The organism is Arthrobacter sp. NicSoilB8, from assembly GCF_019977355.1.
Taxonomy (GTDB): Bacteria; Actinomycetota; Actinomycetes; order Actinomycetales; family Micrococcaceae; genus Arthrobacter.
In genome coordinates this window covers 4,374,841-4,393,642 of record NZ_AP024655.1, presented here as the reverse complement: position 1 = coordinate 4,393,642, position 18,802 = coordinate 4,374,841, and the positions used below count along the sequence as shown (strand labels likewise).

16 protein-coding genes and 2 pseudogenes are annotated in these 18,802 nt (G+C 63.1%); 7 read left to right on the top strand and 11 right to left on the bottom strand.

Translation table 11 applies throughout. From position 1 onward, the window contains the following. Nucleotides 1-50 precede the first annotated feature (50 nt). The 6 genes and pseudogenes from LDO15_RS23485 to LDO15_RS19860 form a co-directional block, all read right to left on the bottom strand. Nucleotides 51-518 (bottom strand): dimethylamine monooxygenase subunit DmmA family protein, encoded by a 468-nt coding sequence (locus LDO15_RS23485; protein WP_276572954.1) that lies wholly within the window; start codon nucleotides 516-518, stop codon nucleotides 51-53. A 24-nt stretch (nucleotides 519-542) separates the two neighbouring features. Beyond that, nucleotides 543-923 carry a cupin domain-containing protein gene (locus LDO15_RS19880; protein WP_223981555.1) on the bottom strand — a complete coding sequence of 127 codons (381 nt, stop codon included), beginning with the start codon at nucleotides 921-923 and terminating at the stop codon, nucleotides 543-545. A 413-nt stretch (nucleotides 924-1,336) separates the two neighbouring features. Beyond that, entirely contained in the window at nucleotides 1,337-2,821 is a 1,485-nt protein-coding gene (locus LDO15_RS19875; protein ID WP_223981552.1) for an APC family permease, read from the bottom strand. Between the two features lie 594 nt (nucleotides 2,822-3,415). Further along, nucleotides 3,416-4,081: pseudogene (locus LDO15_RS19870) on the bottom strand (leucine zipper domain-containing protein); the annotation flags it as partial. Between the two features lie 105 nt (nucleotides 4,082-4,186). Then, complete coding sequence (locus LDO15_RS19865; RefSeq protein WP_223981549.1) at nucleotides 4,187-4,894, bottom strand: cache domain-containing protein; 708 nt, start codon at nucleotides 4,892-4,894, stop codon at nucleotides 4,187-4,189. Continuing rightward, on the bottom strand, nucleotides 4,891-5,580 hold the full coding sequence (locus LDO15_RS19860) for an FCD domain-containing protein (RefSeq protein WP_223981546.1): 690 nt from the start codon (nucleotides 5,578-5,580) through the stop codon (nucleotides 4,891-4,893). Before LDO15_RS19860 ends, LDO15_RS19865 begins: the two co-directional genes overlap by 4 nt. Before the next feature lie 436 nt (nucleotides 5,581-6,016). On the opposite strand from LDO15_RS19860, the gene hxlB reads away from it, so the two are divergent. From hxlB to LDO15_RS19825, 7 genes are all read left to right on the top strand, one after another. Next, nucleotides 6,017-6,616 carry a 6-phospho-3-hexuloisomerase gene (gene hxlB / locus LDO15_RS19855; RefSeq protein WP_223981544.1) on the top strand — a complete coding sequence of 200 codons (600 nt, stop codon included), beginning with the start codon at nucleotides 6,017-6,019 and terminating at the stop codon, nucleotides 6,614-6,616. Between the two features lie 82 nt (nucleotides 6,617-6,698). Continuing rightward, nucleotides 6,699-7,322, top strand: coding sequence for a 3-hexulose-6-phosphate synthase (hxlA, locus tag LDO15_RS19850; protein ID WP_223981493.1), 624 nt, complete (start codon nucleotides 6,699-6,701; stop codon nucleotides 7,320-7,322). 500 nt (nucleotides 7,323-7,822) lie between these two features. Continuing rightward, nucleotides 7,823-9,391, top strand: coding sequence for a glucose-6-phosphate dehydrogenase (gene zwf / locus LDO15_RS19845; protein ID WP_223981541.1), 1,569 nt, complete (start codon nucleotides 7,823-7,825; stop codon nucleotides 9,389-9,391). Next, on the top strand, nucleotides 9,388-10,380 hold the full coding sequence (locus tag LDO15_RS19840) for a glucose-6-phosphate dehydrogenase assembly protein OpcA (RefSeq protein WP_223981538.1): 993 nt from the start codon (nucleotides 9,388-9,390) through the stop codon (nucleotides 10,378-10,380). Before zwf ends, LDO15_RS19840 begins: the two co-directional genes overlap by 4 nt. 102 nt (nucleotides 10,381-10,482) lie before the next feature. After that, nucleotides 10,483-11,589: an S-(hydroxymethyl)mycothiol dehydrogenase gene (locus LDO15_RS19835; protein ID WP_223981536.1), complete on the top strand. Its 1,107-nt coding sequence runs from the start codon at nucleotides 10,483-10,485 to the stop codon at nucleotides 11,587-11,589. After that, nucleotides 11,586-12,206, top strand: a complete 621-nt coding sequence (locus tag LDO15_RS19830; protein ID WP_223981534.1) for an MBL fold metallo-hydrolase — start codon at nucleotides 11,586-11,588, stop codon at nucleotides 12,204-12,206. Before LDO15_RS19835 ends, LDO15_RS19830 begins: the two co-directional genes overlap by 4 nt. 107 nt (nucleotides 12,207-12,313) lie before the next feature. After that, nucleotides 12,314-14,665, top strand: coding sequence for an FdhF/YdeP family oxidoreductase (locus LDO15_RS19825; RefSeq protein ID WP_223981532.1), 2,352 nt, complete (start codon nucleotides 12,314-12,316; stop codon nucleotides 14,663-14,665). Here LDO15_RS19825 and LDO15_RS19820 read toward each other — a convergent pair. The 5 genes and pseudogenes from LDO15_RS19820 to LDO15_RS19795 form a co-directional block, all read right to left on the bottom strand. Continuing rightward, nucleotides 14,658-14,804, bottom strand: a pseudogene (locus LDO15_RS19820) (IS5/IS1182 family transposase); the annotation flags it as partial. The gene LDO15_RS19825 and the pseudogene LDO15_RS19820 sit on opposite strands and share 8 nt — an antisense overlap. Before the next feature lie 58 nt (nucleotides 14,805-14,862). Next, the gene (locus tag LDO15_RS19815; protein WP_223981530.1) at nucleotides 14,863-15,159 is read right to left on the bottom strand and encodes a hypothetical protein; all 297 of its coding nucleotides are present in this window, start codon (nucleotides 15,157-15,159) and stop codon (nucleotides 14,863-14,865) included. Between the two features lie 48 nt (nucleotides 15,160-15,207). Next, nucleotides 15,208-15,606 carry a hypothetical protein gene (locus tag LDO15_RS19810; protein WP_223981528.1) on the bottom strand — a complete coding sequence of 133 codons (399 nt, stop codon included), beginning with the start codon at nucleotides 15,604-15,606 and terminating at the stop codon, nucleotides 15,208-15,210. A gap of 753 nt (nucleotides 15,607-16,359) precedes the next feature. Next, nucleotides 16,360-17,100, bottom strand: a complete 741-nt coding sequence (locus LDO15_RS19800; RefSeq protein WP_223981526.1) for an IclR family transcriptional regulator C-terminal domain-containing protein — start codon at nucleotides 17,098-17,100, stop codon at nucleotides 16,360-16,362. After that, nucleotides 17,097-18,569 carry an APC family permease gene (locus tag LDO15_RS19795; protein ID WP_223981524.1) on the bottom strand — a complete coding sequence of 491 codons (1,473 nt, stop codon included), beginning with the start codon at nucleotides 18,567-18,569 and terminating at the stop codon, nucleotides 17,097-17,099. The genes LDO15_RS19800 and LDO15_RS19795 overlap by 4 nt, the downstream gene beginning before the upstream one ends. Nucleotides 18,570-18,802 lie beyond the last annotated feature (233 nt).

Sequence of the window (18,802 nt, the reverse complement as noted above, 5' to 3'; positions counted from 1 at the left end):
GAGGCCTCCCTCCACCGCCGGGTGGACATGGGGCTGGAGCGCTGTGGCGGTCATGCTGCCTCCTCGGCATGGGCTGAGTAGCCCAGGTATGCGCCTCTTCGTCGGGAAAAGTGATCAGTGATGCTCAAGGTGGTGGTGCATCCTTGACACTTCACCTCGGTGCCGGCTCCCACATCAATGGTGGTGGTAAGGCAATGCGGGCAATAAACTAACCGGGGCCCGGTTTCATGAGGCAGGAGTGTTACCTCCTCGCCCAGAAGTCCACAGTCCGCGGCGGCTGCGGCGGCTGCACGGATATCCGTGGGGGGGCCTGCGAGCACAAGGCGGACGCCTACACGGGAACTGCTGAACACGGACTTGAGTTCCGAGAGGGTGTCGGCGGTTGCTGCTTCGAAATGGAGATCGTAGCGGGGCTGGCCATCGGTGTCTGGAACTGCGGTGTCACCTGTGGATCCGAATGATACACAGATGACACCGCGGAAACCAGGTTCCAGGCCGGTGCCGGCTGCTGGCGGCATGGACGCGGAACGCATGGTCGGTCCTTACGGCTCGAAGGTGCGGTCGCCGGCGAAGAACCCCAGGCCGTACTCGGGGGTCTCGAACTTGACGGTGGTGCCCTTGGGGAAGAACAGCACATCGCGCTCCTTGGCGTGCGTCACGTCTCCCGTCGTCTGGTCCGTGAGGATGAATTCACCCTTGATGACGACCTTCATTTCGTCGTAGGTGTACGTGTACACCAGCGGCTCGGAGGCCTTCAGTTCGAAGAACCCGGCGGACATGACCGAGCCCTCTGGGTTGTGGAGGGAATCGCCGATCGCAGCGACCGTCCCGGGCTCGTTCATCGACGGCAGTCCGATGTAGCCGTTTTCTACCTTGTGGATGGATCCGGCCTTGCTCAGTGTTCCTACGAGGGTGGTTTCCATGGTGGCTCCTATGACAAGTGGTGTGAAAGATGGGGCTCCGGGAGGGACGTCTTTCTGCATGACCGCCGGGCTCTGTTCCGAACCCTGGTGGCGTGATACGAATCACGCTCGTCCTCCCATCCGCAAAGCTACGGGACGTAATTCATATAGTCCAGTCTTTTTTTGGATATTTAGCAAAGAATTTAAGGTTTATTTCCCGTTGCATGGTTGACGGGCGGGCACTCTCAGAAACGAACTCACGGCGGTCACCAGGCCCTCGCAGGGGCCTGGTGACCGCCGTGAAGCAAGCGCGGCCCGCTGCCCGGCCGGTGGGCCTAATGACGACCGCAACTGGGCCGCCTGCGACAACGCGCGGGCGCTCAGCGCCGTTGCGGGCAGCACATTCTTGACCGGGCGGCCCTGGGGGCAGCTTTTTACCTAAGGTCCAGCATTTTTTCCGGTTCTGGGGCATCGTGATCTGAAGAAGAGGCAGTGGCTGAATTGGATTTGGAGCGTCTTGTTTCATGCTGGGAGTAGAACCAGATGGGTATGTAGAGCGCCAGTACTATGAACCCGACCCAAGTCGGCGTCCAGCCGATCTCCAGGCTGTTCAGGTAGACCACACCGACCAGGCATAGGGGTAGGTTGAATAGGCCAAAGAGCATGGCGACATGCTTCCAGCCCTTCGGTGCTTTGAAGGGTCGTTCCAGGTTGGCGAAGGCCGGGTGCTTCTTGGCTCGGACATAGGCGAACAGGCTGATGCCATTGGCGCAGGTGTAACCGATCGCAGACGCTGCGACGATTGCCGCCGGGTTTCCCATGAAAATCAGCACCAAGTTGAAGGCTCCGATGACCAGCATGGCAACAAAGGGGGTGCCGTGGCGATTCGTCTTGCCGAGGGATTTGGGGAGGTTGCCTTCCGTCGCCATGGAGTGCATGGCGCGGGATGAACCGAGGTAGGCGGTCTGAATGATCAGGATCATGGCGGCGATCAGCATGATGATGGTAATGATTGAACCGGCTTCGCCAAAGACTGCCCGGGCCACCGGGATCAGCGGCGACACGGGCTCGGCTAGCACGCCGTCAACACCAAGCACTCCGATCACCGCACCTTGTACCAGGACAAACGAGAAAAAGCAGACGATGCCGCAGGCAAGCAGCGCTTTGGGTACATCTTTGGACGGGTTTTTGTATTCAGGCCCGTAGATCGCTGCCGTTTCCCATGCACAGGCACTCCACTGCGCAATCGCGAAGATGCCAAACAGAATCAGGATATGGTGCATGTCCCATGCCCAGTCTGCCGGCAACCAGCTGCCGGTGATGTTGGCCATCTCGACGTGTCCGGTGGCGAAAGGTGCCACGGTCAGGATAACCAGCGGTATCAACGAAACGGCCGCCAGGATGTAACCCAGGATGGCGCCATCCTTGAGGCCGAACCAGTTGACCGTGAACAGGCCGGTGAAAATCACCACCCCTGTTATCAGAGCGAGCTGATTCTCGGTGAACGTTTCTCCCAGCACCGGAAAGAGCCCATGCAGGTATCCGCCGACCAGGATGGAGAAGATAGCCAGTACCGGGGTCCAGGCAAACCAGTAGCTCCAGGCGCTGAACCCGCCGATCAGCTTGCCCTTGTCGTACTTGCCCTTGTAGTTCTCGGTCCGGAATACATGCTGCGCAAAACCCGGAAGACCGGAGGCCTTGGGAAAGGTCGTAGCCATCTCAGCATATGCAGCGTTCTGGAAGAAACCCTGAATGACCGATAGCCCCCAGATAAGAATTGCTGCAGCCGACAAGTACAGCGGAAGGTAGCCCAAGGAGGGCAGAACGAGCAAAGGCACACCCAGCGCAATGGCCAAACCCTGCTTCCAATCGATCGACCGTTCCAGGTGATCGGCTCCATCTAAACGATTTTCATTCATAAAAATCTCCTTCAACTACTTAAAGTCGTCTCTGACTTTGTGAGTTAGGCAACGTAGATTTTGGATCTAAAGTGGCTGTTAAAACACAACCGGCTTCGGCGAGTGGTACTGCCGATGCCACTCAGCAGGCGGTCCTGCAGCAGCATGAATATCCGACGGCGGTCCGGCGAGCAAACGGGACGGGCTCCGTCGTGGCGGATGAATAAAGCCATGCTTGCCAGACCGAAAAATGCGCCCATGGGCAGCTTGCGAAGACGCAACTAGCATCGAACCCGAACGACTTGGACGAGGGTGTGCCAAAGTCGGAGAAGTTCCCCCTCCGGTGTCGAAGGACTGGGGCTGTCCCGCGGTATCTTGTGTGAAACGGATCACTTCCAGAGGTTACAGCGTAAAAGCTCTATTGCGATAGCTTTTATAGATGCCAATTTTGCTGCCGCAGTTGTCCTCTTCTAGGAACCGTTGTCGCCATAGCTGTGCCACCCCATACGAGGGAGGGGAGTCCGGGGCAGGTGTACTGGGCCTCTAGGTTGGTGACACCCGGGTAATGGGTGTGGATTCGTTCAGTGTTGTAGTGCTGGCTTGATGGAACGCGGCGGAGTTGCGGTAGGCGAAGGCGTTGTCGGTGATGACGCGCTCGATCCGGTGGATGCCGTGGCCGGCGAAGCAGCCTGCGGCGCGGGTGAGGAACCCGGCCGCGGTGGCGCCTTTCTCGTCGGGGAGGACCTCGGCGTAGCCGATGCGGGTGTGGTCATCGATCGCGACGTGGACGTAGTCGTATCCGAGTCCGCGTCCCTTGACCTGCTCCGAGCGGCCGTGGGCGCGCCAGCCGCCGCCGTCCGGGACGCGGCCGAGCTTCTTGACGTCCAGGTGGACGAGTTCCCCGGGCCGGGCCCGTTCGTACCGGTTGGGCGTGGTCCGGGCCGTGCGGATCGGGGCACCGGTCAGCGGGTCGCAGTCCGCCAGCCGCGGAACCCCGTGCCGGTGCAGGATCCGCAGCGGCCCGAACCGTAACGAACGCCGGGCGTTAAGGACGGCCTGTTCACGGTCGGCACTCGTCCGGGACGGTGATGACCGCGGCCGGCTCGAGCGGTCCGGCAGGCCGGCCGCGCCCTCGGCCCGGAACCTCCTGACCCACCGGTACGGGGTCTGCCGGGACACGCCCAGCTCCGCCGCGATATGGGCGACCGGGCGGCCTGCGGCCACACGGTCAACGATCAGGCGTCTTCCATGAACTGTCAGTCGGGCACTAACGTGGGACACGAGGACCTCCGAGCGCAAAGTGTGTGAACTAGACAGCTCCACTTAGCCCGGAGGTCCTCCTCGTTTTCAAGCCCCACATGTCAACAACGTCCCGGCTCGGTGCAGCTAGGTCGTGTAGATGAGGGAGAGCCCGAGGTGGGGAACATCCAGAGGAACTCGAGGCTGGTCCGGGGATCCGGATTTGATCCTCTCGCCAACCAAGTACTGCCCGGAGTTGCCGAGTATGACGCGGTTGCTGGCGTTGACGAGGGCGGCATCTCCTGGGATGCCGCGCAGGGTTGGCATGATGAGGGCCTCCAAGTCCCTAATCCGGATGTCGCAGGCAGCCACCCCCATAAATCGTCCTTGAACGGAAACCGGCGCCGCAAAGGTGAGGATGTATTCCTCGAAGCCGAGAAAGTCCACATATGGCCCCCAAAGGCTCTGCTCACCCGTGGAAGCGGCAGTCGAGAAGAACGGCAGCCTCTCATAGTCGTAATAACGGCTGCTGCCTGGAGTCATGTCTAAATCCAGCCTTCCGACGGCACCGGATTCCTTGCGCGCCCACCAGTCCAAAGCCGGCACACCCTCCTCGAGGGTGTCCACTGCGAAGAAGGTCCCGGCTCCGGCTGCAAAAGCGTTTCTGGTTAGGAACTCCCGAGGATATTCGTCCAATCCTTTTAGGGCAGCCCTATCGATCCTAGACTTGCCCGCTTGATTTCGTTCAAGGAGGGAAGAAACGTCGCTGGAGAGCCTATTGACCTCCGTGCAGACGCCGCTCAGCCAGGAAGAAAGGGCTGTGGCAGCATGTACGACTTCAGCGCTGGGCTTCATTGACCATCCTGGGTTGATTGGGCGTAGCCGAGGGTGAGTTTCTTGTCGATCAGGTGGAAAATGTTTCGCCGGATGTGCTCAAGGACAAGTTTCTGGGCCTTCTCGGGTTGGTCCTGGGCGATTGCCCGGACCAATTCCAAGTGTTCAGCGGTTGCCTGTTCGGGGTCAAATGTGACGGTGAGGGGGGTCCATAGCTGTTGGACGGTTTCTTCCTGAAGCCGGATTTCGGCGTTGGCAAGCCGCGGTGATTGCGCGGCGATTGCCAACTCGATGTGGAAGCGGCTGTCAGCAGGTGCACGCACTTCGGGGCTATCGGCCAGTACCAGCGCCCGTGCAAGCTCCTGAAGACGCTCGAAGTCGTGTGCTTCGGCACGTTCACAGGCCAAGCGGACGGTAGTGGCCGCTATGGCTGAATGTTCGTCTCCGATGTCACGTATTTCCGAAATTGAGGTCGAGAGGAACCAATCCCGAATGACGTCGGTCTGGGTGCGTGGCTGGCTGACGACAAAAGTTCCCCCGCTCCGGCCTCTGCGGGTCTCGACAATTCCCCGCTCGCGCAGTTCCCCCAAAGCCTCACGAAGAGTCGCGCCGCCAACCCCAAACATTTCCGAGAGTGCCGCTTCGGGGGGCAAGCGTTCACCTACTTTGAGCAGCCCAAGGCCGATGGCCTTGGTAATTCTGTCCACAATCGCATCGGCCCTCTCGATTTCCGGCAGGGACCGATATATCTGGGACTGGAATGAGGACGGCGAGGCCAAAAGTCTGCGCTCCGGAAAATGGGCTAAGGGGTCGGTCAGTAACAAGCAGTCCGGTCCGTACCTGGTAGTGGACTTAACTGGTACTTCAGAGTCTATGCAATAAATCCTTCAAAACTGAGGCCTTCAGGAGATAGACCTCCGTCCAGTCATCCAGATCTTCCCGCCAGGGCTGCCGCCGTCCTGGCTATCCAGAAGATGGACGCTGCCTCAGCGGACGGCCTGCGACTAAACCCATCCTAAAGTGTAGTCAGAACCGTCAGAAAACAGTGTTACCCCCGCCCCTTCGCTTCGGGAGTATGGACATCAACCAGAAAAGCGTCGTCCGGCTGCTACAGGCCAACGACCGAATAGAAGGGGAAACATCGTGACTACGACAGCAGGTGCGGTTCGCACCGGGTACAGCAGCACAGATGACATTGTCCGGAATCTTTCTCTCGTCCGGGACGAGATCGCGGACACAGCGGCCAAGATTGATGAACAGCAGATTGCCGACCTGGCTCGTCATCTCAGCCAGCCGGGCCGGGTGTTCGTCGCCGGCGCGGGCCGGAGCGGCCTGGTCCTGCGGATGGCCGCCATGAGGCTGATGCACCTGGGCCTGAATGTCCACATCGCCGGTGACACCACCACTCCCGCAATCGCTTCCGGTGACCTGCTCCTGGTGGCCTCCGGATCGGGGACGACCTCGGGAGTGGTCAAGTCAGCCGAAACAGCGGCGAAGGCGGGAGCGCGGATTGCCGCGTTCACCACCAACGCGAGTTCACCGCTCGCCGGACTGGCCGACGCCCTGGTGATCATTCCGGCCGCGCAGAAGACCGACCACGGCTCCAGCGTTTCCCGCCAGTACTCGGGGTCCCTGTTCGAGCAGGTGCTGTTCCTCGCCACCGAGGCTCTCTTCCAGTCGCTGTGGGACAACACCGATGTGCCCGCCGAAGAGCTCTGGCTCCGGCACGCCAACCTCGAATAACCGGGGCGCAAATCTCACCCACCGTAGTGTCCACTCAATTTTCAACACCCACCGCGTTGCCCAACAGAAAGAAAACACCATCATGAAGCTCCAAGTTGCTATCGACCTCCTGACCACCGAAGCCGCCCTCGAACTCGCCGGCCAGGTTGCCGAATTCGTGGATATCATCGAACTCGGTACGCCGCTGATCAAGGCCGAAGGCCTCTCCGTCATCACCGCGATCAAGAACGCCCACCCGGACAAGGTTGTCTTCGCTGACCTGAAGACGATGGACGCCGGTGAACTTGAAGCCGACATCGCCTTCAAGGCCGGCGCCGACCTGGTCACCGTGCTCGGTGCAGCCGACGACTCCACCATCGCCGGCGCCGTCAAGGCCGCCAAGGCCCACAACAAGGGCATCGTCGTGGACCTCATCGGTGTCGCCGACAAGGTCACCCGCGCCAAGGAAGTCCGCGCCCTGGGTGCGAAGTTCGTCGAGATGCACGCCGGCCTGGACGAGCAGGCCAAGCCCGGCTTCGACCTGAACGGTCTGCTCCGCGCCGGCGCAGAAGCCCGCGTTCCGTTCTCCGTCGCCGGCGGCGTGAAGCTCGCCACCATCGCAGACGTCCAGAAGGCAGGCGCCGACGTCGCCGTCGCCGGCGGCGCCATCTACGGTGCAGCCGACCCCGCCCTGGCCGCCAAGCAGCTCCGCGCAGCCATCAACTAACCAGCCGGTTGACGGTGACGTCCCGCACTCCCAACGGCTGCGAGACGCCACCTCCGGGCTGCAGGACCTTGTGATTGGGGGCTGCAGCCCGGAATGTCTTTTTCTGTACTGCCCGCGGAGATCCGTCACTGCGGGCAGTACGGTTCAGTCCTGAATCCAATTCCAAGAAAACAACACCCCAATGAAGTGGGGTTGGCGCATGGGCGCACTTAAACCCATGGGAAGGAACCGTTCATCATGCGTAGTCAGGCCACACACAACGTAGAAGTAGTTGTTACCGAGCCAAGCCGTCTTTACGAGTTGCTCGACGATGCCGAGGCCACCCTCCGGCAGGTAGCCAGGCCCCACTGCTACTCCGGCATTCTAGTCACCCGCCATACTCCCAGCCGTTACACGCTCGCCCTCAGCGACACCGTTCCCTACGGTGAGACCCGCGAGCAGATCCTCTCCTAACCGCCGGTCCGCGGCCGCAAATGCCCTGTCGAAAGTTAGAAGCCACCATGTCACTTACCAGCGTCGAATCAAGCGCGAGGCCCGGGCACAAGTCCGGGCGTAATCCGCTCCGGGAGCCTCGTGACCGCCGTCTGAACCGTATCGCCGGACCGTCTTCGCTGGTCCTGTTCGGGGTGACCGGGGATCTCGCCCGCAAGAAGCTCATGCCGGCGGTGTATGACCTCGCCAACCGCGGGCTGCTGCCGCCGAGCTTCGCCCTGGTGGGCTTTGCCCGCCGGAAGTGGGAGAACGAGGACTTCGCTGCGGAGGTCAAGGAGTCCGTCAAGGCCTACGCCCGGACCCCGTTCGATGAAACGGTCTGGAAGCAGCTCTCCGAGGGCATCCGCTTCGTGCAGGGCGAGTTCGACGACGACGAGGCGTTCAAGCGATTGTCCGAAACGATCGATGAGCTCGACGAGCAGCGCGGGACCCGCGGCAACCACGCGTTCTACCTCTCGATCCCGCCGAAGGCCTTCGAGCAGGTCTGCCGCCAGCTCTCCAAGCACGGCCTGGCGCAGGCCGAGGGCGACAAGTGGCGCCGGGTGGTGATCGAGAAGCCGTTCGGGCACGACCTGGAGTCGGCCCGGCAGCTCAACGACATCGTCGAGTCGGTGTTCCCGCCGGACGCGGTGTTCCGGATCGACCACTACCTGGGCAAGGAGACGGTGCAGAACATCCTGGCGCTGCGCTTCGCGAACCAGCTCTTCGAGCCGCTCTGGAACGCCAACTATGTGGACCACGTCCAGATCACCATGGCCGAGGACATCGGCACCGGCGGCCGGGCGGGCTACTACGACGGCGTGGGCGCGGCCCGCGACGTCATCCAGAACCACCTGCTCCAGCTCCTGGCCCTGACGGCCATGGAGGAGCCGATCTCCTTCAACGCCGATGACCTGCGGGCGGAGAAGGAAAAGGTCCTCGCCGCCGTCAGGCTCCCGCACGATCTCTCCACCCACTCCGCCCGCGGCCAGTTCACCGGCGGCTGGCAGGGCGGCGAGGAGGTCCTGGGCTACCTGGAGGAAGAAGGCATCCCGGCCGATTCGAAGACCGAGACGTTCGCCGCGATCCGGGTGGACATCAACACCCGCCGCTGGTCCGGCGTGCCGTTCTACCTGCGCGCCGGCAAGCGGCTGGGGCGCCGGGTGACGGAAATCGCCGTCGTGTTCAAACGCGCACCCAACCTGCTGTTCCGCGACCACAGCGAGGACGACTTCGGCCAGAACGCCGTGGTCATCCGGGTCCAGCCCGACGAGGGCGCCACCATCCGGTTCGGGTCCAAGGTCCCGGGCACCCAGATGGAGGTCCGCGACGTCACCATGGACTTCGGCTACGGCCACTCCTTCACCGAGTCCAGCCCCGAAGCGTACGAACGCCTCATCCTCGACGTGCTCCTCGGCGAGCCCCCGCTGTTCCCCCGCCACGCCGAGGTCGAGCTGTCCTGGAAGATCCTTGACCCGTTCGAGGACTACTGGGCGTCCCTGCCCGAACAGCCCGAGCCGTACCGGCCCGGCAGCTGGGGCCCGGCCTCGGCCGATGAACTCCTTGCCCGCGACGGACGAACCTGGAGAAGGCCATGATCGTAGATCTTCCCGACACCACCACCTCCAAGATCTCCAAGAAGATCATGGCCCTGCGCGAGCAGGGCGGCGTGATCGCCCTGGGCCGGGTGCTGACCCTCGTGGTCGTCACCCGCTCCGGGCTCGAGGAGGAGGCCATCGAGGCCGCCAACGAGGCCAGCCGCGAACACCCGTGCCGGATCATCGTCCTCGCCGACGCCGGGGCCTCCGCCCCGACCCGGCTGGACGCCCAGATCCGGGTCGGCGGCGACGCCGGGGCCTCCGAGGTCATCCTGCTGCGCGGCTACGGCGAACTCGCCGAGGAAAGCGAATCCCTGGTCGCGGCCCTGCTGCTCCCGGACGCCCCGATCGTGGCCTGGTGGCCGCACGGCGCCCCCCGGAACGCCTGCCAGACCTCGATCGGGAGCATCGCGCACCGCCGGATCACCGACTCGGCCAACGAGGCCGACCCGGTCGCGGCGCTGGAAAACATCCGGGCCACGTACAAGGCCGGCGACACGGACCTCGCCTGGACCCGCCTGACCAACTGGCGCATCCAGCTCGCCGCGGTCCTGGACCAGGTCGACGACTCACCGGTCACCGCCGTCGCCGTCGAAGGGGCCTCGGACTCCCCCTCCACCATCCTGCTCGCGGCCTGGCTCACCCTGGCCCTGGATGTCCCCGTGACGATCGTCGCGGACCCGGCCGGCACCGGCATCCGCCGCGTCCGCCTCACCCGGCCAGGCGGCGACATCCAGCTCTTCCGGCCCGGACTGACCATCGCGGAACTGACCCAGCCCGGCCAGCCCGCACAGCGGATCTCCCTGCCCCGCCGCAGCCTCAAGGACTGCCTCGCCGAGGAGCTCCGCCGCCTGGACCCCGACGAAGTCTTCGGCGAAACCGTCCGCAGTCTTGATACCTCCAAAATGCACCAGGAAACCGACATGACGTTCACGTGCAACGGGGAACCAAGGCGTAACCGGGATCTTCAGTCACTGATCGCCGTATAGGGGACCGCGCAACCGAGGACCAGGAACCCCAACGCGTTAGTTAGATTGGCACCTCGTGCCGATACCGGATCCGGCCGGATCCAGGAAAGGAACACAGGAATAATGGTCCACAAAGTACAGGCAGTCATCGCCAGGGAGAAGAATGCCCCGGTTTCGCTGGAGACAATCCTGGTCCCGGATCCGGGGCCGGGGGAGGCCCTGGTGGACATTCTCACGTGCGGGGTCTGCCACACGGACCTGCACTATAAGCAGGGCGGCATCGGCGACGACTTCCCCTACCTGCTGGGGCACGAGGCCACGGGTGTGGTCAGCGCTGTGGGGTCCGATGTCACGCAGATTCGGCCGGGGGACCGGGTGATCCTGAACTGGCGGGCGGTGTGCGGCGAATGCCGGGCGTGCGCCAAGGGTGAGCCGCAGTACTGCTTCAACACGCACAATGCAACGCAGAAGATGACCCTGGAGGACGGGACGGAGCTCTCGGCTGCGCTGGGCATCGGCGCGTTCGCGGAGAAGACGCTGGTCGCGGCCGGGCAGTGCACCAGGGTTGACGAGGACGCTGATGCAGCGGCCGTCGGGCTGCTCGGCTGCGGTGTGATGGCGGGCATCGGCGCCGCCATCAACACCGGTGAGGTCAAGCGTGGCGAATCGGTGGCCGTGATCGGCTGCGGCGGCGTGGGCATCGCCGCGATCGCCGGGGCCAAGCTGGCCGGCGCGACGACGATCATCGCGGTGGATATCGACGCGAACAAGGTCGAGATGGCCAGGTCTCTGGGCGCGACGCACGGCGTGGACTCCAGCAGGGAGGACCCGGTCGAAGCCATCCGGTCGCTGACCGGGGGTAATGGTGCCGACGTCGTAATCGACGCGGTGGGACGCCCCGAGACGTACAGGCAGGCGTTCTACGCCAGGGACCTCGCCGGCCGTGTGGTGTTGGTGGGCGTGCCGACGCCGGGCGCGAAGCTTGAGCTGCCGCTGCTGGACGTCTTTGGCCGGGGCGGGTCGCTGAAGTCCTCCTGGTACGGGGACTGCCTGCCGTCCCGGGACTTCCCGATGCTCGTGGCGCACTACAAGCTGGGCAACCTGGACCTGGACGCTTTCGTCACGGAGCGCATCACGATCGACCAGGTGGAGGAAGCCTTCGCCAAAATGCATGACGGCAAGGTCCTGCGCTCGGTCGTTGAAATACAGTCTCTGAAGGAGCTCTCATGACAGTCACCATCGAAAACCTTGTCACCTCGGGCATTTTTTCGCTCGACGGGGGCACCTGGGACGTGGACAACAACGTTTGGATCGTGGGCAACGACTATGAGTGCGTCATCATCGACTCACCGCATGATGCGGCAGCCATCATCAACCAGGTGCGCGGCCGGAAGGTCCTGGCCATCCTGCTGACCCATGCGCACAACGACCACATCGGTGCCGCCCGCGAGGTGGCAGAGGCACTGGGCGCCCCGATCCACCTGAACCCGGAGGACCTGGTCCTCTGGAAGCAGGCTTACCCGGATACGGAACCGGACCGGTACCACGGCGACGGTGACGTGTTCGAGGTGGGCGGCACCGCGCTGTTGGCCATCCACACCCCGGGGCATTCCCCGGGCTCCACCTGCTTTTACCTCGAAAGCGAGGGAACGGTGTTCACCGGGGACACGCTCTTCAACGGTGGACCGGGTGCGACGGGGCGCTCCTACAGCGATTACCCGACCATCCTGGCCTCCATCCGCGATCGGCTGCTGACGCTGCCGGAGGACACGGTGGTCCGGACCGGTCACGGCGAGAGCACCACCATTGGTGCCGAGCGGGAAACGCTGGCGAAGTTGTCCCGGTAGGCAGGGTTTCTGAGTAACAAACATCCAGTAAGGCGCGCCAGGAAAGGCTGGCGCGCCATACTTGCGAGCGGACCAGCAGGAATTTAGCGGTTAGGAAAGTTGGAACAATGAAGTTCGGGAAACAGCCCGCCCCCGTCGCGGACATCAACGAGGACGAGCTCCAGGTCCACAAGCCCAAGACCGAGGCCGCCGGGGTCAAGGCCGTGATGGTGGCGCTGGAACGCGCGGTGGCGCAGGCCGGGGTGACCCGCACGGCTCAGTCGCTGCTGCGGTTGAACCAGCAGGGCGGCTTCGACTGCCCGGGCTGCGCCTGGCCGGAATCGGCCACGAAGCGCAAGGCCGCCGAGTTCTGCGAGAACGGCGCGAAGGCCGTGGCCGAGGAAAACACGCTGCGGACCGTGGGCGCGGAGTTCTGGGCCCGGCATTCCATCGCGGAGCTGGCGGGGAAGAGCGAGTACTGGCTGGGCAACCAGGGCCGGCTCAGCGAACCTGTGGTGATCCGGGACGGGGAGACGCACTATTCGCCGATTTCCTGGGCGGACGCGTTCGGGCTCATTGGCGAGCACCTCCGGGCATCCACGCCCGAGCGCTGCGTGTTCTACACCTCGGGGCGCACGGCGAATGAGACGGCGTTCATGTACCAGCTGTTCGCCCGGGCCCTGGGCACCAACAACCTGCCGGACTGCTCGAACATGTGCCACGAGTCCTCCGGCTCGGCGCTGAACCCGACCATCGGGATCGGCAAGGGGACCGTGTCCCTGGAGGACATCCACGACGCGGAGCTGATCTTCGTCGTCGGGCAGAACCCCGGCACCAACCACCCCCGCATGCTGTCCGCGCTGAAGGAATGCAAGGACAGCGGCGGCAAGGTGGTGGCGGTGAACCCGCTGCCCGAGGCCGGATTGTTCAACTTCAAGGACCCGCAGACCATCTCGGGCGTCGTGGGCGGCGGCACGCCGCTGGCCGATGAGTACCTGCAGATCAAGGTCGGCGGGGACCTGGCCCTGTTCCAGGCCCTGGGACACCTGCTCCTGGCCGAGGAAGAACGCAACCCGGGCACCGTCGTCGACCATTCCTTCCTTGCGGCGCAGACCGACGGCTTCGACGCCTACCGCGCGGCCCGCCGGGTCCTGGACTGGGAGGAGACCGAGAAGGCCACGGGCCTGACCCGGGCCCAGATCCAGGACGTGGCCGGCATGCTCATCCGGTCCAAGGCCACGATCTTCTGCTGGGCCCTGGGCGTCACGCAGCAGCCGCACTCGGTGGACACCATCAAGGAAATGGTCAACGTCCTGCTGCTGCAGGGCAATTTCGGCAAACCCGGCGCCGGCGCCTGCCCGGTCCGCGGGCACTCCAACGTCCAGGGCGACCGGACCATGGGCATCTGGGAGAAACCGAAGGAATGGCTCCTGACGGCCCTGGACACCGAGTTCGGGATCACCTCGCCCCGCGGCCACGGCTTCGACGCCGTGGAGGCGATGGAGGCGTTCGAGCGCGACGACGTGGACGTGTTCGTGTCCATGGGCGGCAACTTCTCCCTGGCCTGCTCCGACACGGAAACCCTGGAGGCGGGGATGCAGCGGATCGGCCTGACCGTGCACATCTCCACCAAACCCAACCGGTCCCACGTGGTGCACGGCCGCACCTCGCTCATCCTGCCCACCCTGGGCCGGACGGACAAGGACGACAAACACCCCACGGGCGCCCAGTTCCTGTCCGTGGAGGACTCCATGTCCGTGGTCCACTCCACCCGGGGCCGGCTCCAGCCGGTCTCCGAGCACCTGCTCGCCGAACCCGTCATCGTCGCACGCATGGCCGACGCCACCTTCGGCGAGGACCATCCCGTGGACTGGAAGGCCATGGCCGAGGACTACGACGTCATCCGGGACCACATCTCCCGCGTCATCCCCGGCTTCGGAGACTTCAACACCCGGGTCCGGACCAAAAACGGCTTCGTGCTGCCCAACCCGCCACGGGACACCCGCTCCTTCGCCACGGACATCGGCCGCGGCCGCTTCACCGTCAGCCCCCTGGAATACCTCACGCCCCCGGCCGGGCACCTGGTCCTGCAGACCATCCGCAGCCACGACCAGTACAACACCACGTTCTACGGCCTGGACGACCGCTACCGCGGGATCTCCGGCGGCCGCCGCGTGATCCTCGTCCACCCGGAGGACCTCGCCGAACTCGGCTTCCAGGACCGCGACCTCGTGGACGTCGTGAGCACCTTCCGCGGCCACGACCGGCAGGCCGAGAAATTCCGGCTCGTGGCCTACCCCACGGCCAAGGGCTGCGCCGCAGCCTACTTCCCCGAAGCCAACGCCCTGGTCCACAAGGAAAACGTCGCCCGCGAATCCAACACCCCCGGCTTCAAAGCCATGTTCGTCCGCTTCGAACCGCACCCCGGCGCGGCTCCATCCGCCGCGGCCGGCGCTCTCGAACCGGCCACTGTCATCTAGGCGTGTCTCCTAATGCTGTGGGCGAGATTTGGACTGCCGGGAGAACTGCTCCGCCGCGGTAGGTCAGTGCGAGTTTGTCGTAGCGTGCTGACAGGGCCCGCCATTGCTTGACGATGTAGAAGTTCCGTTCGACGACGTTCTCGGCCTTTGTAGTCTTCTTTGTCGAAGCTGAGAGACACCGCCGTACTCTGTTACCCTCACCCGGGTGTGCGAGAAAGCCAGACCTCGTGGGTTTCCCCGTTCTTAACCTGGAAGTCCCACGAGTCGTACTTCGGTGCTCCCACCCGCAGTGTCCAAAGGGTGCCCGGGAAGAGCGCCGAGTCCATGACCTCGTAAGTCGCTGCGCCGGGGTTGAGTGGCCCGGGGGACGACACGATGCGCAGGGGGATGTCGTAGATGACGAGTTGGTTGCTTACCGCCCTGAAGCTGGCGTTCTGGATTGCAGGGCCCCGGCAGAGACCCTGTTTTTCGTACACCGAGATTGTCAGAGTCACGGCCAACCCTCGATTCGTGTCAGCTGGAAAAAGCTATTGCGCTTCGGTTTAGGCTTCCAAAGCCGGCTGCTGGGAAAGGACGTAGAACCCGTCGCGCCGCGACCAACCCACGCCATACTCGAAGGCCGCCGTACGAACGCGGATCTCTATGGCTGGGCTTGGCATCCCGCCCACGACGGTCACCGTCGCATCCTCGGGAAGGCTAACCCCCCGATTGGAGAAGAAGGACCGAGGATCTCGGGCGATTTCCTCCCCCAGCCCTGGCCGGTCGAAAAGTTCCTCAATCACCCGCAGGACTGAAGGGTCTCGGCCGAGCGTAATAATCGCTTCGTGCACGGCTAGTTCATCTTGGAATTCCGCGATATGGCGCTGAAGACAGACAGCCCAACGCTCCCGTCCCGCCAGGTCTGCTTGCAGTCTTTTTAGTTGATCGTCCAGAACTGACATCCGATTCCCCCTGCTTAGATCAGATTCATTGCTCAACGGTTACCGGGTTCCCGCACGAACGGCAGGATCGGTGCGCTGCTAGGGTTCCGCTCCGTTTGTTCGACTACGATCTCGCAGACTTCACAGTTGCCAGTCTGGCAGTTTCCGGTCTGGGCGGGCAACCTTACCGGGATAGTACTCCGGCGCCGGCTGTCGGCAGGGGACCACCAGCTCCTCAAAGAAAAGGGGCGGTACTTGTGTCTGAGGCAGTCGACCGCGCGGAACTGCTCGCCACGCATGGCGCATCTTTCAATGCTGTGCACCCCAAACGTAAGGAGACACGCCGTAGGAACAGCAGAACGGCCCCGCATCCCAAAGAAGGCTGGGCCGTTCTTATGATGTCGGCCGGACGGCCGCACGGGCGTTCCATTCCCGGCTGCCATGTTGTCGCCGTACACGGTTCCCCAGCGCACTGATTTCGAGGCTGGTGGTGATGATCAGACTGCGTTTCTCACAGCCATCGGTGATGACTTGGAACAGGAGCCAGGCGCCTCCTGCATTTCGAAGGAGCCGGCTACTCCCGTATCTAAGTGCGGGCTCACCGCACCATCCAGCAGGCGACAGGGAAAGCGTTGCTGGCTCAGCGGTGGGCTTCGTGGAGGACGATCACGGGCCGGCGAGATCGTTCATCGAGTGCCCCGCGGGAAGGACGCTGCTTGAGGGCCGGCCGGCCGGGGGAGTGCCGGCTTCACCGGTGATCGCCCGGTTTGTTAATCAGAACAGGAAAGGTGCCAGGCGGGAGGTCAGTTCACGGGCCGCTCCGGCGTGTTCGCAGATTGTAGCGAACCGTTCTGCGGGGCCGGAGAGGCAGAGGGCTGCGCCGGCGGGCTTGCTGGGAAGTCTTACTGGAAGTGCCAGACTGGCGGATCCTTGTGCCAGTTCGTTGATTTCCGAGGCCTCGCCTTTGAACCGTATTTCTGCGAGTTGCCCTTCCAGTTGCGCCTCTGTGAGCGTGTGCTGTGTCAGCTTCATCAGCGGCCCTCTCGGGAGAGGGGAGGCCGAATCGCCAAGTTCAGCGAGCATCAATTTCCCTGCGGCGGAGGCGTGTGGATACCGGAGCATTTCGGAAACTGAGTGGAGGGGATAATCCGGATCTTCATCGGCGATTCTGAGGGAAGCATTCCGGAACATTATGAGGTGCACTGCGAACCGGTTTCCACTCCGGAACTCTTCTATTACGGTGCGGGCTGCGGTGGGAATGGTTGGGGGCGTCGCAGCCGTAATCAGGCCTGAAATCGCCTGTCCGAGTGCGAATCCGCGGAGGTCGGATGTGCGGGCCAGGTACTCGTCCGCGACGAGCGAATTCAGGATCCGGTAGGCGGTCGCCTGAGGCATCTGCAGGGCATCGGTGATTTCTTTCGCCGTTGTCCCGGTGCCGAACCGTGCCACAACCTCCAAGATCCTGAGCGAGTTTAACGCTGTGCTGGGCTTGGAGTGTGTGGGCCTGTAGTTCATGGGGTGGGCCTGCCATGAAAGAGGTCTAATTCCCTCGTCTCGTCGTAGATGCCGACGGACGCCAGACGCGTAGGTAACCGGAGCTGAAGGAACCTGGCGTAAATGACGCTGGCAAGGAGTACACCGCCGTAGACGACGGTCTGCAGGTTGCCTGTGCGAACCGATACCTCCGTAGCCGTCCAGAACACCGCCCCGAGGGCCAGGGTGGTCGCTGCTCCCAGTACCCAGCTGGCATAAGTGTCCTCCCCTATCCGGCGCAGGAAGAAGGGCAGAGACGCGCTGGCAAGGATATAGGACCCCAGGTATCCGTAGGCGCCCAGCGTCAAGAGGTTCACGAGGGCCCGCTCGGGGCTCGCACCGGAGATGATCACCGCGATGGGAACGATGGCAATTACCGGCATTATGACCATGATTGCCCCCGAAGGGGTTCGAAAGGCGGGATGGGTCCGGCCCACTATTCGCGGCGCAACGCCTTCTCTGCCCATACAGAAAAATATCCGGGCAAGGGCGTTTACAGAGGCGATCGAGCACGCAAACCACGAGGCCGCGATTCCCAAGTCAAGGACTGCGGCGAACGCAGGGGAACTCTGGGAAAACAGGTCAGATAACGGAGTGTGGCTGGCCGCGATGCTTAGCGGTGCCTCCTTGAGGGCTACGTCCTGGGCGGCCACGGCAAGAAGACAAAGCACACCCATGAGGATGGGGGTCCACGTGATGGCCCGTGGGACGCTGATGAAGGGCCTGTGCGCCTCGCCTCCCAGTGTGGTCGGGCTTTCGAAGCCGACAAAGGCACTTACGGCGACGACGATTCCGATCGGTAACGCATCAAAATTTCCGTCCCAGACAAACACACTCCCGAGATTGATTTTCGGCGCGTTGAAGGCGAAGAAGACAATCATGAGGACGGCCAAGACTCCGATTGAAATGGTTTCCATCAACAACGTGAACCACGCCGATATGCGGATCCCCCTAACCATGAGGAAACAGGCGGCGCCCGCGGCGGCAAGAATGACCATCACTTCGAAAACCTTGGGATCCGCGAGGGGGACCCCAAGATTGACGAACAACTGAATCACATATACGCCAACAAGCAGCAGACTGGCCATGGCCACGAGGCCGTAACCGAACATGGCCGACCAGCCGGCGGTAATCGCCGTCCGCTGGCCAAGTCCCTTGGCTGTGTAGCTGTAGAGGCCGCTGACGGCAGCCATGCGCTTGGCCATCGGTCTCAGGCAGAAGGACACCAGGACCATAACCGCCATGGCAATGCTGAATGTCAGCACGAGGTTCGGTCCATTGGAGCCGAAGACAAGACCGGGAAAAACCAGAGCCGGAATGACGGACATGGCACCCGCAGGCGCCACGCCGGCCACTGCCTGGGCGAAAACCGGCAAGAAGGAAAGCTTCCGGCGGCTCAGACCCTCCACCGGAGAGCGGGAGGTGATGAAGCGGTCACCACGGGCAGACACTGCGTACCTACTTTCCCTCGGATGGGCACGCTCGCCTTGCTCATGAGGGACGTCATCGACCCGAGGTGCAAAACATTAGCATCCCAGGGCCCTGTATGGACGGTCGTGAACCCCTTTCCGAATGTTTCCAACGTGTTAACTACATTGAGAAAATATGGCCCCGAATTTCTCACGTAAATATTCATGAAAGGTCTCGCCTACATGAATTCCGTGACGTAGTTTTTTCTACACGG

Coding starts and splice junctions, on each gene's coding strand:
- LDO15_RS19865 (WP_223981549.1), bottom strand. CDS start 4,894: ATGAAGCCCAGCGCTGAAGTCGTACATGCTGCCACAGCCCTTTCTTCC.
- LDO15_RS19875 (WP_223981552.1), bottom strand. CDS start 2,821: ATGAATGAAAATCGTTTAGATGGAGCCGATCACCTGGAACGGTCGATC.
- zwf (WP_223981541.1), top strand. CDS start 7,823: ATGTCACTTACCAGCGTCGAATCAAGCGCGAGGCCCGGGCACAAGTCC.
- LDO15_RS19880 (WP_223981555.1), bottom strand. CDS start 923: ATGGAAACCACCCTCGTAGGAACACTGAGCAAGGCCGGATCCATCCAC.
- LDO15_RS19835 (WP_223981536.1), top strand. CDS start 10,483: ATGGTCCACAAAGTACAGGCAGTCATCGCCAGGGAGAAGAATGCCCCG.
- LDO15_RS19810 (WP_223981528.1), bottom strand. CDS start 15,606: ATGTCAGTTCTGGACGATCAACTAAAAAGACTGCAAGCAGACCTGGCG.
- hxlA (WP_223981493.1), top strand. CDS start 6,699: ATGAAGCTCCAAGTTGCTATCGACCTCCTGACCACCGAAGCCGCCCTC.
- LDO15_RS19800 (WP_223981526.1), bottom strand. CDS start 17,100: ATGAACTACAGGCCCACACACTCCAAGCCCAGCACAGCGTTAAACTCG.
- LDO15_RS23485 (WP_276572954.1), bottom strand. CDS start 518: ATGCCGCCAGCAGCCGGCACCGGCCTGGAACCTGGTTTCCGCGGTGTC.
- LDO15_RS19830 (WP_223981534.1), top strand. CDS start 11,586: ATGACAGTCACCATCGAAAACCTTGTCACCTCGGGCATTTTTTCGCTC.
- LDO15_RS19825 (WP_223981532.1), top strand. CDS start 12,314: ATGAAGTTCGGGAAACAGCCCGCCCCCGTCGCGGACATCAACGAGGAC.
- LDO15_RS19840 (WP_223981538.1), top strand. CDS start 9,388: ATGATCGTAGATCTTCCCGACACCACCACCTCCAAGATCTCCAAGAAG.